Raw genomic sequence first — 15,029 nt, 5'->3', positions numbered from 1 at the left:
GACAGCAACGATGTTGATGATTACCTCTTTTGCTAACCCCCGCGTGGCGCAGGCGTTTGTTGATTACATGGCGACACAGGGTGTTATCCTCACGATTCAACAACATAACCAAAGCGATGTCTGGCTGGCGGATGAGTCCCAGGCCGAGCGCGTGCGGGCGGAGCTGGCGCGTTTTCTCGAAAACCCGGCAGATCCGCGTTATCTGGCGGCGAGCTGGCAAGCGGGCCATACCGGCAGTGGCCTGCATTATCGCCGTTATCCTTTCTTTGCTGCCTTGCGTGAACGCGCGGGGCCGGTCACCTGGGGGATGATGATCGCCTGCGTGGTGGTGTTTATCGCTATGCAAATTATCGGCGATCAAGAAGTGATGTTATGGCTGGCCTGGCCATTCGATCCAACACTGAAATTTGAGTTCTGGCGTTACTTCACCCACGCGTTAATGCACTTCTCGCTGATGCATATCCTTTTTAACCTGCTCTGGTGGTGGTATCTCGGTGGCGCGGTAGAAAAACGTCTCGGTAGCGGTAAGCTAATTGTCATTACTCTCATTAGCGCCCTGTTAAGCGGCTATGTGCAGCAAAAATTCAGCGGGCCGTGGTTTGGCGGGCTTTCTGGCGTGGTGTATGCGCTGATGGGCTACGTCTGGCTACGTGGCGAACGCGATCCGCAAAGTGGCATTTACCTGCAACGTGGGTTAATTATCTTTGCGCTGATCTGGATTGTCGCCGGATGGTTTGATTTGTTTGGGATGTCGATGGCGAACGGAGCACACATCGCCGGGTTAGCCGTGGGTTTAGCGATGGCTTTTGTTGATTCGCTCAATGCGCGAAAACGAAAATAATTCCAGGGATTTATAAATGAAACAAACACAACGTCACAACGGTATTATTGAACTGGTTAAACAGCAGGGTTATGTCAGTACCGAAGAGCTGGTAGAGCATTTCTCCGTCAGCCCGCAGACTATTCGCCGCGACCTCAACGAGCTGGCAGAGCAAAATCTGATCCTGCGCCATCATGGCGGTGCGGCGCTGCCTTCCAGTTCGGTTAACACGCCGTGGCACGATCGTAAAGCCACCCAGACCGAAGAAAAAGAGCGCATCGCCCGCAAAGTGGCGGAGCAAATCCCCAACGGTTCAACGCTGTTTATCGATATCGGCACCACGCCGGAAGCGGTGGCGCACGCGCTGCTTAATCACAGCAATTTGCGCATTGTCACCAATAATCTCAACGTCGCTAACACGCTGATGGTGAAAGAAGATTTCCGCATTATTCTCGCCGGTGGCGAATTACGCAGCCGCGATGGCGGGATCATTGGCGAAGCAACGCTCGATTTTATCTCCCAGTTCCGCCTCGACTTCGGCATTCTGGGGATCAGCGGCATTGACAGCGACGGCTCGTTGCTGGAGTTCGATTACCACGAAGTTCGCACCAAACGCGCCATTATTGAGAACTCGCGCCACGTCATGCTGGTTGTCGATCACTCGAAATTTGGTCGTAACGCAATGGTCAATATGGGCAGTATCAGCATGGTCGATGCCGTCTACACCGACACCATGCCCCCTGCGGGCGTGATGCAGGTGCTGACGGACCACCATATTCAACTGGAGCTGTGCTGATCCTGCACGGCTTCCCACGTCAGACCAAAACGCGCCAGGTATTTGCGTAGCCGATCTGCGTCATTGACGCTGGCTTTGCCCTGGCGCGAAACGTCAAAAAGCTGACGTCCGGCAGCAGAAAGCGACTTTGCCTGACGGCAGACAGCGATAACGTTTTCCAGTTGTATGCGGTCAAAGAGATCGATGTTTTCCATCTCCGCGCCCAGCAACGCTGTAAGCGCCGAAGGGCGGCTTTCCTGCCAGTTGTAGCGCAGACGGTTAATCTCATCTTCCACCACTTCCAGAGTGATGCGTCCGCTAGTGGCAAAGGTTGCCATGCGCGTAACGCTGGCAGAAAGCTCGCGAAAGTTACCGCGCCATGTCGCCTGGGGAGATGTCGCAAAGGTCAGCCAGGCACGCCGCGCTTCGGTGTTAAAACGCACGCTGTCACCGGTGAGTGAGGCGTGGCGCTCCACTTCATAATCCAGATTAGGCTCGATATCCTCCTGACGCTGGCGCAGTCCTGGTAGGGTGAAGGTCCAGAGATTGATCCGCGCGTACAGGTCTTCGCGAAATTTCCCTTCGGCAACCAACTGGCGCAAATCGCGCACCGTTCCGGCGATAAGCTGAAAATCACTGTTCACCTGGCGATCGCTGCCAAATGGGTAAAAGGTTTTCTCTTCAATGGCTTTTAGCAGCATTGCCTGTTCGTCTGCGCCCAGTTCGCCAATCTCATCAAGAAACAACATTCCGCCGTTGGCGCTGCGTAACAAACCTTCCCGCGATTCCCGCGCCCCGGTAAACGCGCCTTTCACATGACCAAACAGCGCCGACATGGCGGTATCGCCGCGCAGGGTGGCGCAGTTCACTTCTACAAACGCGCCGCTAAACTGATGCCGCGCCTGTTTTAATTCGAAAATGCGTCGTGCCAGAAACGACTTACCCGCGCCGGTCGGGCCGTTAAGCAGGATCGGTGCGCGGGATTTAATCGCCACTTTTTCAATCTGCTCAATCATGCGGTTGAAGTGGGGGTTACGCGTGGCAATGCCGGACTTAAGAAAATCAAGCGTTTGCTGGCGTTCCTCGGCAAAGCGGCTGGCAATCGCGTTATAACGGCTTAAATCGAGATCGATAATCGTCACCGCGCCTGGGCTATCGGGCTGTTCTTTTTTGCGTGGTGGTGAAGTTTGCGCCAGTCGGGCGGGCAGGTAACGTGCTTCTGCCAGCAGAAACCAACAAATCTGCGCGACGTGGGTGCCGGTGGTGATGTGAATTAAATAGTCTTCTTTATCAGGTTGAAACGTGTAATGACGGGCGAAATCATGCAGGCAGGCGTAAACCTCTTCGAAATCCCACGGGTTATGCAGTTCTATCTCAACGCCCACCACTTCTGTTTCTGGCGAAACGCTGGCGATATCGCGTTTAAGCGTTTCAAACAGCGAGCGTGAGCGGGCGTCGTGCAACAATTCCAGCCGGTCGATGACCAACGATTCTTGCTGACATAAACAGAGCGTCGGGCGCCATTTCGACCAGCGTTGGCTGCCACGCCCGGCATAATCCAGTACGGTTCCGACAAAGCCAAAAGCCACTGTTTTACGCATCTTAGATATCCTTATAAAAGACGATATTTCATTATCGGGTAAGTGACTTTATAGAAAATCTCCGTTTACGGACTTTGTACTTTTAATTAAACAAAAACAATCAATTATAAATTTAATTTGCTGATTTAATTTTTTGGCACGACGGTTGCAATTATGGACAGCAAACAACGAAACGAGAAAAACAAAATGAATTACGAATTACTGACCACTGAAAATGCCCCGGTAAAAATGTGGACCAAAGGCGTGCCGGTAGAAGCCGATGCGCGTCAGCAATTGATAAATACAGCGAAAATGCCGTTTATTTTCAGACATATTGCGGTAATGCCTGATGTGCACCTGGGAAAAGGTTCCACCATTGGTAGCGTGATCCCAACGAAAGGGGCGATTATCCCGGCGGCGGTAGGTGTGGATATTGGCTGTGGAATGAATGCGCTGCGTACCGCGTTAACGGCGGCGGATCTGCCTGAAAACCTGGCGGAGTTGCGCCAGTCGATTGAAACTGCCGTACCACACGGGCGTACTACCGGGCGTTGTAAACGTGATAAAGGCGCATGGGAAAATCCGCCGGCTAACGTCGATGCTAAATGGGCCGAGCTGGAAGCGGGTTATCAGTGGTTAACGCAAAAATATCCGCGTTTCCTGAACACTAATAACTACAAACACCTGGGAACGCTGGGAACCGGCAACCACTTTATTGAAATCTGCCTTGATGAGTCGGATCAGGTGTGGATTATGCTGCACTCCGGTTCACGCGGAATCGGTAACGCCATCGGAACTTACTTTATCGATCTGGCGCAAAAAGAGATGCAGGAACAGCTTGAAACGTTGCCGTCGCGTGACCTGGCGTACTTTATGGAAGGTACGGAATATTTTGACGATTACCTGAAAGCCGTGGCATGGGCGCAGCTTTTTGCCAGCCTTAACCGCGATGCAATGATGGAAAACGTAGTAACGGCGTTGCAGAGCATCACGCAGAAAACGGTAAGACTGCCGCAAACTCTGGCGATGGAAGAGATCAACTGTCACCACAACTATGTGCAAAAAGAACAGCACTTTGGCGAAGAGATCTATGTGACGCGTAAAGGCGCGGTATCTGCGCGTGCCGGGCAGTACGGAATTATTCCTGGGTCGATGGGCGCGAAAAGCTTTATCGTGCGCGGGCTGGGAAATGAAGAGTCATTTTGCTCATGCAGCCACGGTGCCGGGCGGGTAATGAGCCGTACCAAAGCGAAAAAATTGTTTAGTGTGGAAGATCAGATTCGTGCCACCGCGCATGTGGAATGCCGTAAAGATGCCGAAGTGATCGACGAAATCCCGATGGCGTATAAAGATATTGATGCGGTGATGGCGGCGCAAAGCGATCTGGTGGAAGTGGTTTACACCCTGCGTCAGGTAGTGTGCGTAAAAGGATAAATAATGAAAAGGATAATTGCGCTGGATGGCGCACAGGGTGAAGGCGGCGGGCAGATCCTGCGCTCGGCGCTGAGCCTGTCGATGATAACCGGTAAACCGTTCACCATCACCGGCATTCGTGCCGGGCGGGCGAAAGCGGGGCTGTTGCGCCAGCATCTGACGGCGGTAAAAGCGGCGATGCAAATCAGCGATGCAACGGTTGAAGGTGTGGAGCTGGGATCGCAGCGCCTGGTCTTCCGGCCCGGCACCGTGCGCGGCGGCGATTACCGCTTTGCTATCGGCAGTGCCGGAAGTTGTATGCTGGTGCTGCAAACGGTGCTGCCCGCGCTGTGGTTTGCCGATGGGCCATCGCGTGTTGAAGTGAGCGGTGGCACCGATAACCCGTCGGCGCCGCCTGCCGATTTTATCTGCCGGGTGCTGGAACCGCTGCTGGCGCGGATGGGGATTCAGCAGCAAACAACGCTGTTGCGCCACGGTTTTTACCCTGCCGGAGGCGGTGTGGTGGCAACGGAAGTTACGCCGGTGGCATCGTTTAACACCTTGCAACTTGGTGAGCGCGGAAACATTGTGCATATGCGTGGAGAGGTGCTACTGGCTGGTGTGCCGCGCCATGTTGCTGAGCGTGAAATCGCTACGCTGGCGGGTAGTTTTTCACTGCATGAGCAGACTATTCATTCCTTGCCGCGCGAGCAGGGGCCAGGAAATACCGTCTCGCTGGAAGTCGAAAGTGAAAATATCACTGAACGCTTTTTTGTCGTCGGTGAAAAGCGCGTCAGTGCCGAAGTGGTCGCCGCCCAACTGGTGAAAGAGGTTAAACGCTACCTGGCAAGCCCGGCTGCGGTAGGGGAATATCTCGCAGACCAGTTGGTGCTGCCGATGGCGCTGGCAGGCGCGGGGGAATTTACGGTCGCCCATCCCTCATGCCATCTGCTGACCAATATCGCGGTGGTGGAGCGTTTCTTGCCAGTGCGGTTTACTCTGGCTGAAACAGATGGCGTAACGCGGGTTAGCGTTGAATGATGCAGAGAGGTAAGTCGGATCAGGTGCGTTATCCGACCAAACTCACACCCCATATCCCATCATTTTCAGCAGTTTCTGCGCGTGCTGTACCGCAGCCTGACGGTGAGCAACGCCGAGTTTTTGATACAGATTGCGGATATGCGTTTTGATGGTGGTTGCTGCCACTTCCAGTTCGCCCGCAATTTGTTCGTTACTGTAACCGGAGTAAATCAGCCCCAGTACCTGCCATTCGCGTTGGGTCAATGGGCTGGTGCGGATCAGTTCCGGCACTTCCGGGTGATTTAGCAGACGTTCGACAAAACTCTCGTCAAAGTGAGCGAACTTGTGTCGGTGATGTTGATTGATTTCCCGCAGGATACGCTGCGCGCGGTGCTGTTCCAGTTCCGGCAGCGTATTGAGTTGAATCAGCTGGCGTAACTGCTGCGCCATCGCTTCGCCTTCGATGACAAAATGACTGATAAATCCGGTGCGATTCGCCAGTTTTAATGCGTCCAGCAACACGCGCTGAGCGTCGCTTTTACGTCCGGCCTGCCAGTACAACTGATTGAGTAACAGCAGGTTGCGGTTCAGGTCGCTCATCAGCCGCAGACTGCGGGCATTTTCGTTGAGTTCTTCGAGGACAATTTCCGCAGGCTCAAACTCGCCCAGCAAAATTTGTGCACGGGCAATGTTGCGCCATTGGCCTTGCAGGAAGTGGTTGTTCGCAAACTCCGGTTTGGCCGTGTGACGCAACCAGTTGGCAGCGGCGGCTTTGTCGCCAGTCATTTGCCAGTAAATCACCCGAACTTTGTTGGCGTTAGAGATCCAGTCGCTGTGATATTTGCCATTCCCCAGCAGGTTTTCCAGGCGGTTAAGTTGGCTGCGGGCGTTATCCAGATCGCCACGAGCCAGCGAGCATTGAATTAACATTGCCAGGCACTGAAGCTGTTGCTGAGGCTGATAAGAAGATAAAACTTCGATCCCGCTACGCGCCGAGGCTTCGGCTTCATCCAGGCGCGCCCATGCCCATAACAGTTGCGCACGGATGCGTACCAGAAACTCATGCATCGGCAACTGTTCCAGATGCTGTTCGTTAATCAACTGGAACGCTTTTTCCTGCGTTTCCCACGCAGTTTGCAGGAACCCCTGGGCAAACAGAATTTCGCTTTGCTGGATTAAACTCCACAAGGCGTAGTGCCAGACATCATGCTGGCGCGCCATTTGCTCGGTTTGCTGCATAAGCGCCAGCGAGCGGGTTAGTTCACCTTTACAGTGCAACACTTCGCCAAGTACAGAGGTCGCGACAATGCGGCTGTAGAACCAGCCCGGAGGCAGTTCTTCCAGTGCCAGTTTTGCCAGTCGTTCGGCTTCTTCCGGATTACCGTCGTTAATGGCGACCTGGGCGCGCAGAGCGTTAAATTCTGCGTGCATGGTGCCTTCCCTGATACCCTGGATCTCGTGTTCGGCTCGTGCCAGCAGGGTATTTACTTCACCGTAGCGATGCTGACTTTGCATCAACCAGGCCTGCAACAACACTAGTTGTGGATTTTCCAACAGGCTGTCCCACGGCAGGGCTTTAAGCGACTCTTCCAGCAGTGACAGTTCGCTGTGGTTGAACAAACTCCAGGCGTGATTCAGCAGAATATCGCGTAGCATCAAAGCGTCGCCTGCCGCCAGCGCATGATGAATGGCTTCGCTGGGAAAACCTTGCGCCATCCAGCTTTCTGCGGCGGCGCGGTGGATTTCCGGCAATTCCGCCGCCAGTTCCCACTGGCAGCGTTGGCGCAGGAAGTTGCCAAACAGCGGGTGATAGCTGAACCATTCGCCAGTATCATCCATCCGTTGCAAAAACAGCCCCTGACGCTCAATCTCCTCAAGACGCATTTGCCCGTTTTCTTCGCCGGTCACGCGGGTGATTAGCGCATCATTCATCGAGCGCAAAATGGCGCTTTTTAGCAGGAAATGACGAGTGGCCAGATCAACGTTATCTAACACCTCATCGACCAGATAATCAGAAAGATGACTGGCATTGATGCCCGCCAGACGACGCGCTGATTTATGAGCTGAGTGGGTATTTTGCTTTGCTGAAAGCGCAATTAGCTGCAACGCCGTCGCCCAGCCGGACACGTCATCGCAAATCCGGCTGCTTTCTGCGGCTTCAATCGGCGATGACAGACGGCAATCAAAGAACTGTTTCGCTTCCTGATGGGTAAATGTCAGTTGCTGGCTGCCAATTTCCAATAGTTGGTCACGCACGCGCAGATTGGCAATGCCCAACTGCGGAAGGTTGCGTGACAGCACCACCAGAGTGAGATTTTCTGGTTGATGGCGAATGAAGAAGCGCATTGATTCGTGGATCACCGGATTGGTGATCAAATGGTAATCATCGATTACCAGGTAAAGTGGACTATGCCATTCCGCCAGTTCGATGAAAAGCTGGGCAAATAGTGACGTCAGACTGGCATATTGCCGTTTTTGCGTCATTGTTTCACTGATGGCGCAGTGACCGCTGGTTGCCTGTTGCACGGCGGCGATCAGATAGCTGGCGAAACGTTCTTGCTGGTTATCGCCTTCATCAAGCGAGTACCAGCCCAAATCGTTTTTTCCTGCCGCCCATTGGGATATGAGCGTTGTCTTTCCGTAACCCGCAGGACTTGTGATTAGCACCAGCCTGAAGTTGTTCGCGCCGGAAAGTTTAGCCAACAGGCGCTCACGAACCACAGTATGGTCGAGTCGAACCGGACGACTTAATTTTGACGGAATCAGCATAGTTAATCACTTCACTGTGGAAATTGAGGAAATATTATTTTTTTTGCGCTTCGTAATTAATAGTTATAAGTTCGGTCAGAAAACTGTGCAATGCAAGCGATGACGATTTTTTATGTGTCTGAATTTGCACTCTGTCACAATTCCAAATCTTTATTAATACTCCGTCTTAAAACAACGCAAATGCAGCGTGGATACTGGATTTTAGGGTGTTTTCTTTCAGTTCAAAAGCCTTATTAAAGCAACGATACCGCCTTAATTCCTGATGAAAGGTCTATCTAAAAACTTGATCTTAATAAATCTATTAAGAGTGAGATGACCCTCAATGGATATTTCATTGCTGAAACTATTTCGCCGCTTTACTTAATTTATAGAGTTACTTTCCGCTTTTTGATAATACGCAACGGCCATTTCTTACTGTTAATAGCAGGATTTCTGCGCTCTCTGGCACTGAGCTGATACTTTTGCAGTTGATTGCACTACCTTTAAGTGGTCGTGATCACATTTTCTTGCTCATCCCCGTCACTCCTCCCCGCCTAATCCCCCGTAGGATGAGGAAGGTCAACATGGAGCCTGGCAAACTAACGATAACGTTGTGTTTAATATCTAAGAAAACTGGAACTCCTATGTCACAACCCATTTTTAATGAAAAGCAATTTCAGGAAGCACTGTCACGCCAGTGGCAGCGTTATGGTTTAACTTCTGCGGCTGAGATGACCCCTCGCCAGTGGTGGTTGGCAGTGAGTGAAGCCCTGGCGGAAATGCTGCGAGCCCAGCCTTTCGTTAAACCGGCGGCGAATCAGCGCCATGTTAACTACATCTCAATGGAGTTTTTGATTGGGCGTCTGACGGGCAACAACCTGTTAAACCTCGGCTGGTATCAGGCTGTTCAGGATTCACTGAAACCTTATGACATCAACCTGACTGACCTGTTAGAAGAAGAGATTGACCCGGCGCTGGGTAACGGTGGCCTGGGGCGTCTGGCTGCGTGTTTCCTCGACTCAATGGCGACTGTCGGGCAGTCTGCCACTGGCTATGGTCTTAACTATCAGTATGGTTTATTCCGTCAATCCTTTGTCGATGGTAAACAGTCTGAAGCGCCAGACGACTGGCATCGCGGTAGCTACCCGTGGTTTAGTCATAACGAAGCTCTGGATGTGCAGGTGGGCATCGGCGGCAAAGTGACGAAAGAGGGGCGCTGGGAACCGGAATTTACCATTACCGGGCAAGCGTGGGATCTTCCAGTGTTGGGCTACCACAACGGTGTAGCACAGCCGCTGCGTTTGTGGCAGGCGACTCATGCTCATCCGTTCAATCTCACCAAATTTAATGACGGTGACTTCCTGCGTGCCGAACAACAAGGCATCAACGCTGAAAAACTGACCAAAGTCCTCTATCCAAACGACAACCACACTGCGGGTAAAAAGCTGCGCCTGATGCAGCAATACTTCCAGTGCGCCTGTTCGGTGGCGGATATTCTGCGTCGCCATCATCTGGCGGGGCGTAAACTGCACGAACTGGCAGAGTATGAAGTTATTCAACTGAACGATACCCACCCGACTATCGCTATTCCAGAACTGCTGCGCGTGCTGATCGATGAGCACCAGATGAGCTGGGATGACGCCTGGGCAATCACCAGCAAAACTTTCGCTTACACCAACCATACTTTGATGCCAGAAGCTCTGGAATGCTGGGATGAGAAACTGGTAAAAGCCCTGCTGCCGCGCCATATGCAGATAATCAACGAAATCAACAACCGCTTTAAGAAACTGGTGGAAAAAACCTGGCCGGGCGATAAAGCGGTGTGGGCAAAGCTGGCAGTTGTGTATGACAAACAGGTTCGCATGGCCAATATGTGTGTGGTAAGCGGCTTTGCGGTGAACGGTGTGGCAGCGTTGCACTCGGATCTGGTAGTGAAAGACTTGTTCCCTGAATACCACCAGCTGTGGCCGAACAAATTCCATAACGTCACTAACGGCATTACCCCACGTCGCTGGATCAAACAGTGCAACCCGGCACTGGCGGCGCTGCTGGATAAATCACTGAAGAAAGAGTGGGTTAACGATCTGGATCAACTGATCCATCTGGAAAAATTCGCCGATGACGCGAAATTCCGTCAGCAATATCGCGAGATCAAACAGGCGAATAAGGTTCGTCTGGCGGAGTTTGTGAAAGCCCGTACCGGTATTGAGATCAATCCACAGGCGATTTTCGATATTCAGATCAAACGTCTGCATGAGTACAAACGCCAGCACCTGAATCTGCTGCATATTCTGGCGTTGTACAAAGAAATTCGTGAAAACCCGCAGGCTGATCGCGTACCGCGCGTCTTCCTCTTCGGCGCGAAAGCGGCACCGGGCTACTACCTGGCGAAGAATATTATCTTTGCGATCAATAAAGTGGCTGATGTGATCAACAACGATCCGCAGGTTAGCGACAAACTGAAGGTGGTGTTCCTGCCGGATTATTGTGTCTCAGCAGCGGAAAAACTGATCCCAGCGGCGGATATCTCCGAGCAGATCTCCACGGCAGGGAAAGAAGCTTCCGGCACTGGCAACATGAAACTGGCGCTCAACGGCGCGTTAACCGTGGGTACGCTGGATGGTGCGAACGTTGAAATTGCCGAAAAGGTCGGTGAAGAGAACATCTTTATTTTTGGTCATACCGTGGAACAAGTGAAGGCAATTCTGGCCAAAGGCTACGACCCGGTGAAATGGCGGAAGAAAGATAAGGTTCTGGACGCCGTATTGAAAGAGGTGGAAAGCGGTAAATACAGCGACGGTGATAAACATGCCTTCGACCAGATGCTGCACAGTATAGGCAAACAGGGCGGCGATCCGTATCTGGTGATGGCGGATTTCGCAGCCTATGTAGAGGCACAAAAGCAGGTGGATGTGCTGTACCGCGACCAGGAGGCCTGGACTCGCGCGGCGATCCTCAATACCGCCCGCTGCGGTATGTTTAGCTCGGATCGCTCTATTCGCGATTATCAGGCTCGTATCTGGCAGGCAAAACGCTAAGGAAGCTCGATGGAAAGCAAACGTCTGGATAATGCCGCGCTGGCGGCGGGGATCAGCCCCAATTACATCAATGCCCACGGTAAACCGCAGTCGATTGGCGCCGAAACCAAACGGCGTTTGCTTGACGCGATGCATCGAAGTACCGCCACGAAAGTGGCGGTAACGCCAGTCCCGAATGTCATGGTTTATACCAGCGGCAAAAAAATGTCGATGGCGGTAGAAGGCAGCGGCGAATATAGCTGGCTGCTGACCACCGAAGAAGGAACGCAGTACAAAGGCCATGTAACGGGAGGTAAAGCGTTTAATCTACCGACGAAGCTGCCGGAAGGTTATCACACGCTGACGCTTACTCAGGACGACCAGCGCGCGCATTGCCGGGTGATTGTCGCCCCGAAACGCTGTTACGAACCGCAGGCGTTGCTGAATAAACAAAAGCTGTGGGGTGCCTGCGTTCAGCTTTATACGCTGCGATCGGAAAAAAACTGGGGTATTGGGGATTTTGGCGATCTCAAAGCGATGTTGGTGGATGTGGCAAAACGTGGCGGGTCGTTCATCGGTCTGAACCCGATTCATGCGCTCTATCCGGCAAACCCTGAAAGCGCCAGCCCGTATAGTCCGTCATCGCGCCGCTGGCTGAATGTGGTTTATATCGACGTTAACGCCGTTGAAGATTTCCATCTTAGCGAAGAGGCACAGGCCTGGTGGCAGATGCCGACCACGCAACAGACGCTGCAACAGGCGCGGGATGCTGACTGGGTCGATTACTCCACGGTTACTGCTTTAAAAATGACAGCATTGCGGATGGCGTGGAACGGTTTCGCGCAACGTGATGATGAGCAGATGGCGGCGTTTCGCCAGTTTGTTGCAGAGCAGGGCGATAGCTTGTTCTGGCAGGCAGCGTTTGACGCGCTACATGCACAGCAAGTTAAAGAGGACGAAATGCGCTGGGGTTGGCCAGCATGGCCGCAGGCGTACCAGAATGTGGATTCACCAGAAGTGCGTCAGTTCTGCGAAGAACATCGTGATGACGTCGATTTTTATCTCTGGTTGCAGTGGCTGGCTTACTGCCAGTTTGCCGCCTGCTGGGAGATAAGCCAGGGCTATGAAATGCCGATTGGCTTGTACCGTGATCTGGCGGTTGGCGTAGCGGAAGGTGGGGCAGAAACCTGGTGCGACCGTGAACTGTATTGCCTGAAAGCGTCGGTTGGCGCGCCGCCGGATATCCTCGGCCCGTTGGGGCAGAACTGGGGATTGCCGCCGATGGATCCGCATATCATCACCGCGCGCGCCTATGAACCTTTTATCGAACTACTGCGCGCGAACATGCAAAACTGCGGTGCGCTGCGTATCGACCATGTAATGTCGATGCTGCGTTTGTGGTGGATACCGTATGGCGAAACGGCGGATCAAGGGGCATATGTCCACTATCCGGTGGATGATCTGCTCGCTATTCTGGCGCTGGAAAGTAAACGCCATCGCTGCATGGTGATTGGCGAGGATCTTGGTACGGTGCCGGTAGAGATTGTCGGTAAGCTGCGCAGTAGCGGTGTTTACTCCTACAAAGTGCTCTATTTCGAAAGCGATCACGAGAAGACGTTCCGCGCACCAAAAGCGTATCCGGAGCAGTCGATGGCGGTCGCGGCAACACACGATCTGCCTACGCTGCGTGGTTACTGGGAGAGCGGGGATTTAACGCTGGGCAAAACACTGGGGCTGTACCCGGATGAAGTGGTGCTGCGCGGTTTGTATCAGGATCGCGAACTGGCGAAGCAAGGGCTGCTGGATGCGCTGCATAAATATGGCTGTCTGCCAAAACGTGCCGGGCATAAGGCATCACTAATGTCGATGACACCGACGCTTAATCGTGGCTTGCAACGTTATATCGCCGACAGTAACAGTGCCCTGTTAGGGCTACAGCCAGAAGATTGGCTGGATATGGAGGAACCTGTAAATATTCCTGGCACCAGTTACCAGTACAAAAACTGGCGACGCAAGCTTTCTGCGACGCTTGAGACGATGTTTGCCGATGATGGTGTGAACAAGTTGCTGAAGGATTTGGACAGACGACGCAGGGCGGCAGCGAAGAAGAAGTAGAGTGCGGTTGATGCCGGATGCGACGCTTGATGCGTCTTATCCGGCCTACTCATTAGAGCAGCCGGATAAGGCATTCACGCCATATCCGGCAGTCAGTATTATCAAATCACCATATTCAGCAGCAGACAGCCTACCAGACCGCACACTGAGATAATGGTTTCCAGCATCGACCAGGATTTGATGGTCTCGCCGATAGTCAGGTTAAAGTACTCTTTGAACAGCCAGAAGCCCGGATCGTTCACGTGAGAGAAAATCACACTACCGGAACCAACCGCAATAACCATCAGCTCCGGGCTAACGCCTGTCGTTGCAATCAGCGGTGCCGCGATACCCCCCGCAGTGATTGCCGCAACGGTTGCAGAACCCAGCGCGATACGCAGCACTGCGGCAATAGACCACGCCATCAGCAGCGGAGAAATGTTGGTTTCGTGCATCATGGAAGCAATGTATTTGTCCACGCCGCTGTCTACCAGCACCTGCTTGAACGCACCGCCACCACCGATGATTAGCAGCATCATCGCGATGATTTTGATTGAAGAAACCAGCGTGTCGTTAATCTGATCCATCGAACGACCACGGTTCAGACCAAAGGTGAACATCGCGATCAGTACGGCAATCAGCGTTGCCATTACCGGGTCACCGAGGAACTCGGCTACCGGCAGGAAAGCGTGACCTTTCGGCAGGATCATTTCAGCGATGGCACGCATTGCCATCAGTACAACCGGCACCAGAGAAGTCCAGACGCTGACGCCAAAGCTCGGCATCTCTTCTTCGCTAAAGGTTTTCGCGCTGTACAGACCTTCCGGGATCGGCTTATCAATGCCTTTCAGCACGCGAGCGTAAACCGGACCCGCGAGAATCACGGTCGGGATCGCCAGAATAGTACCGTACAGCAGGGTTTTACCCATATCGGCCTGGAAGATGGTGGCAATCGCAGTCGGACCCGGATGCGGCGGCAGGAAGCCGTGGGTAACAGACAGTGCAGCCGCCATTGGTACACCAACATACAGCAGTGGGATATTTGCAGCAGCGGCGATGGTGAATACCAGCGGCAGCATCAGCACAAAGCCTACTTCATAGAACAGGGCAAAACCGACGGTAAAACCGGTTAATACCACCGCCCACTGGATGTGTTTTTTACCAAATTTGGCAATCAGCGTGGTGGCGATACGTTGTGCGCCGCCACAGTCTGCCAGCATTTTGCCCAGCATCGCACCAAACCCCATGATCAGGGCAAGGCTACCGAGCGTCCCGCCGACACCGGCTTTGATAGAGCCAATAACTTTATCCAGCGGCATCCCTTGCATTAATCCAACAGCAAGCGCCACGAGGACGAGAGCGATGAAGCCGTTCATTTTGAAGCGGATCATCAGGAGTAATAACAAGATTACACCGATAGCAACAATGACTAATGGCATGATTTACCTGGCCTTTAATTTGTTATGGGTAACGTCAGGTTTCTGACGACAAATCCTGGTTGTCCCAACTGGGAACAGAGATATAACGGCACCACGGCTGATGACCCCTAAAACGTATTAGTG

At 52.9% G+C, this 15,029-nt stretch carries 9 protein-coding genes; 6 read left to right on the top strand and 3 right to left on the bottom strand.

Annotated features, from left to right (window positions below; all coding sequences use genetic code 11):
• Positions 1-10: 10 nt before the first annotated feature.
• Positions 11-841, top strand: a complete 831-nt coding sequence (glpG, locus tag LG381_RS02655; RefSeq protein WP_000928717.1) for a rhomboid family intramembrane serine protease GlpG — start codon at positions 11-13, stop codon at positions 839-841.
• Positions 842-857: 16 nt separating this feature from the next.
• Complete coding sequence (locus LG381_RS02650; RefSeq protein ID WP_000815101.1) at positions 858-1,616, top strand: DeoR/GlpR family transcriptional regulator; 759 nt, start codon at positions 858-860, stop codon at positions 1,614-1,616.
• On the opposite strand, the gene rtcR is transcribed toward LG381_RS02650, so the two are convergent.
• Positions 1,598-3,196 (bottom strand): DNA-binding transcriptional regulator RtcR, encoded by a 1,599-nt coding sequence (gene rtcR, locus LG381_RS02645; protein ID WP_225761990.1) that lies wholly within the window; start codon positions 3,194-3,196, stop codon positions 1,598-1,600. The genes LG381_RS02650 and rtcR overlap by 19 nt on opposite strands.
• 186 nt (positions 3,197-3,382) lie before the next feature.
• Between rtcR and rtcB the strand changes: the two genes are divergently transcribed.
• A complete protein-coding gene (gene rtcB, locus LG381_RS02640; protein WP_225761989.1) occupies positions 3,383-4,609 on the top strand; it encodes an RNA-splicing ligase RtcB in 1,227 nt (408 codons plus the stop codon).
• A gap of 3 nt (positions 4,610-4,612) precedes the next feature.
• Positions 4,613-5,629 (top strand): RNA 3'-terminal phosphate cyclase, encoded by a 1,017-nt coding sequence (gene rtcA, locus LG381_RS02635; protein WP_225761988.1) that lies wholly within the window; start codon positions 4,613-4,615, stop codon positions 5,627-5,629.
• Between the two features lie 42 nt (positions 5,630-5,671).
• Here rtcA and malT read toward each other — a convergent pair whose 3' ends face one another.
• Positions 5,672-8,377 (bottom strand): HTH-type transcriptional regulator MalT, encoded by a 2,706-nt coding sequence (gene malT, locus LG381_RS02630; protein WP_032226671.1) that lies wholly within the window; start codon positions 8,375-8,377, stop codon positions 5,672-5,674.
• A gap of 623 nt (positions 8,378-9,000) precedes the next feature.
• Between malT and malP the strand changes: the two genes are divergently transcribed.
• Positions 9,001-11,394 carry a maltodextrin phosphorylase gene (gene malP, locus LG381_RS02625; RefSeq protein ID WP_225761987.1) on the top strand — a complete coding sequence of 798 codons (2,394 nt, stop codon included), beginning with the start codon at positions 9,001-9,003 and terminating at the stop codon, positions 11,392-11,394.
• Between the two features lie 9 nt (positions 11,395-11,403).
• Positions 11,404-13,488: a 4-alpha-glucanotransferase gene (gene malQ, locus LG381_RS02620; protein ID WP_225761986.1), complete on the top strand. Its 2,085-nt coding sequence runs from the start codon at positions 11,404-11,406 to the stop codon at positions 13,486-13,488.
• A 101-nt stretch (positions 13,489-13,589) separates the two neighbouring features.
• Here the strand turns inward: malQ and gntT are convergent, their stop codons facing one another.
• Positions 13,590-14,906, bottom strand: a complete 1,317-nt coding sequence (gene gntT, locus LG381_RS02615) for a gluconate transporter (RefSeq protein ID WP_001131744.1) — start codon at positions 14,904-14,906, stop codon at positions 13,590-13,592.
• Between the last annotated feature and the right edge of the window lie 123 nt (positions 14,907-15,029).

This window comes from Escherichia sp. Marseille-Q3837 (assembly GCF_916618735.1).
In the GTDB taxonomy this organism is placed as follows: domain Bacteria; phylum Pseudomonadota; class Gammaproteobacteria; order Enterobacterales; family Enterobacteriaceae; genus Escherichia; species Escherichia ruysiae.
This window is presented reverse-complemented; position numbering and strand designations above follow the sequence as displayed.

Excerpts from the sequence above, each read along its gene's own strand:
- glpG (WP_000928717.1), top strand. The coding sequence starts at position 11 with ATGTTGATGATTACCTCTTTTGCTAACCCCCGCGTGGCGCAGGCGTTT.
- LG381_RS02650 (WP_000815101.1), top strand. The coding sequence starts at position 858 with ATGAAACAAACACAACGTCACAACGGTATTATTGAACTGGTTAAACAG.
- rtcR (WP_225761990.1), bottom strand. The coding sequence starts at position 3,196 with ATGCGTAAAACAGTGGCTTTTGGCTTTGTCGGAACCGTACTGGATTAT.
- rtcB (WP_225761989.1), top strand. The coding sequence starts at position 3,383 with ATGAATTACGAATTACTGACCACTGAAAATGCCCCGGTAAAAATGTGG.
- rtcA (WP_225761988.1), top strand. The coding sequence starts at position 4,613 with ATGAAAAGGATAATTGCGCTGGATGGCGCACAGGGTGAAGGCGGCGGG.
- malT (WP_032226671.1), bottom strand. The coding sequence starts at position 8,377 with ATGCTGATTCCGTCAAAATTAAGTCGTCCGGTTCGACTCGACCATACT.
- malP (WP_225761987.1), top strand. The coding sequence starts at position 9,001 with ATGTCACAACCCATTTTTAATGAAAAGCAATTTCAGGAAGCACTGTCA.
- malQ (WP_225761986.1), top strand. The coding sequence starts at position 11,404 with ATGGAAAGCAAACGTCTGGATAATGCCGCGCTGGCGGCGGGGATCAGC.
- gntT (WP_001131744.1), bottom strand. The coding sequence starts at position 14,906 with ATGCCATTAGTCATTGTTGCTATCGGTGTAATCTTGTTATTACTCCTG.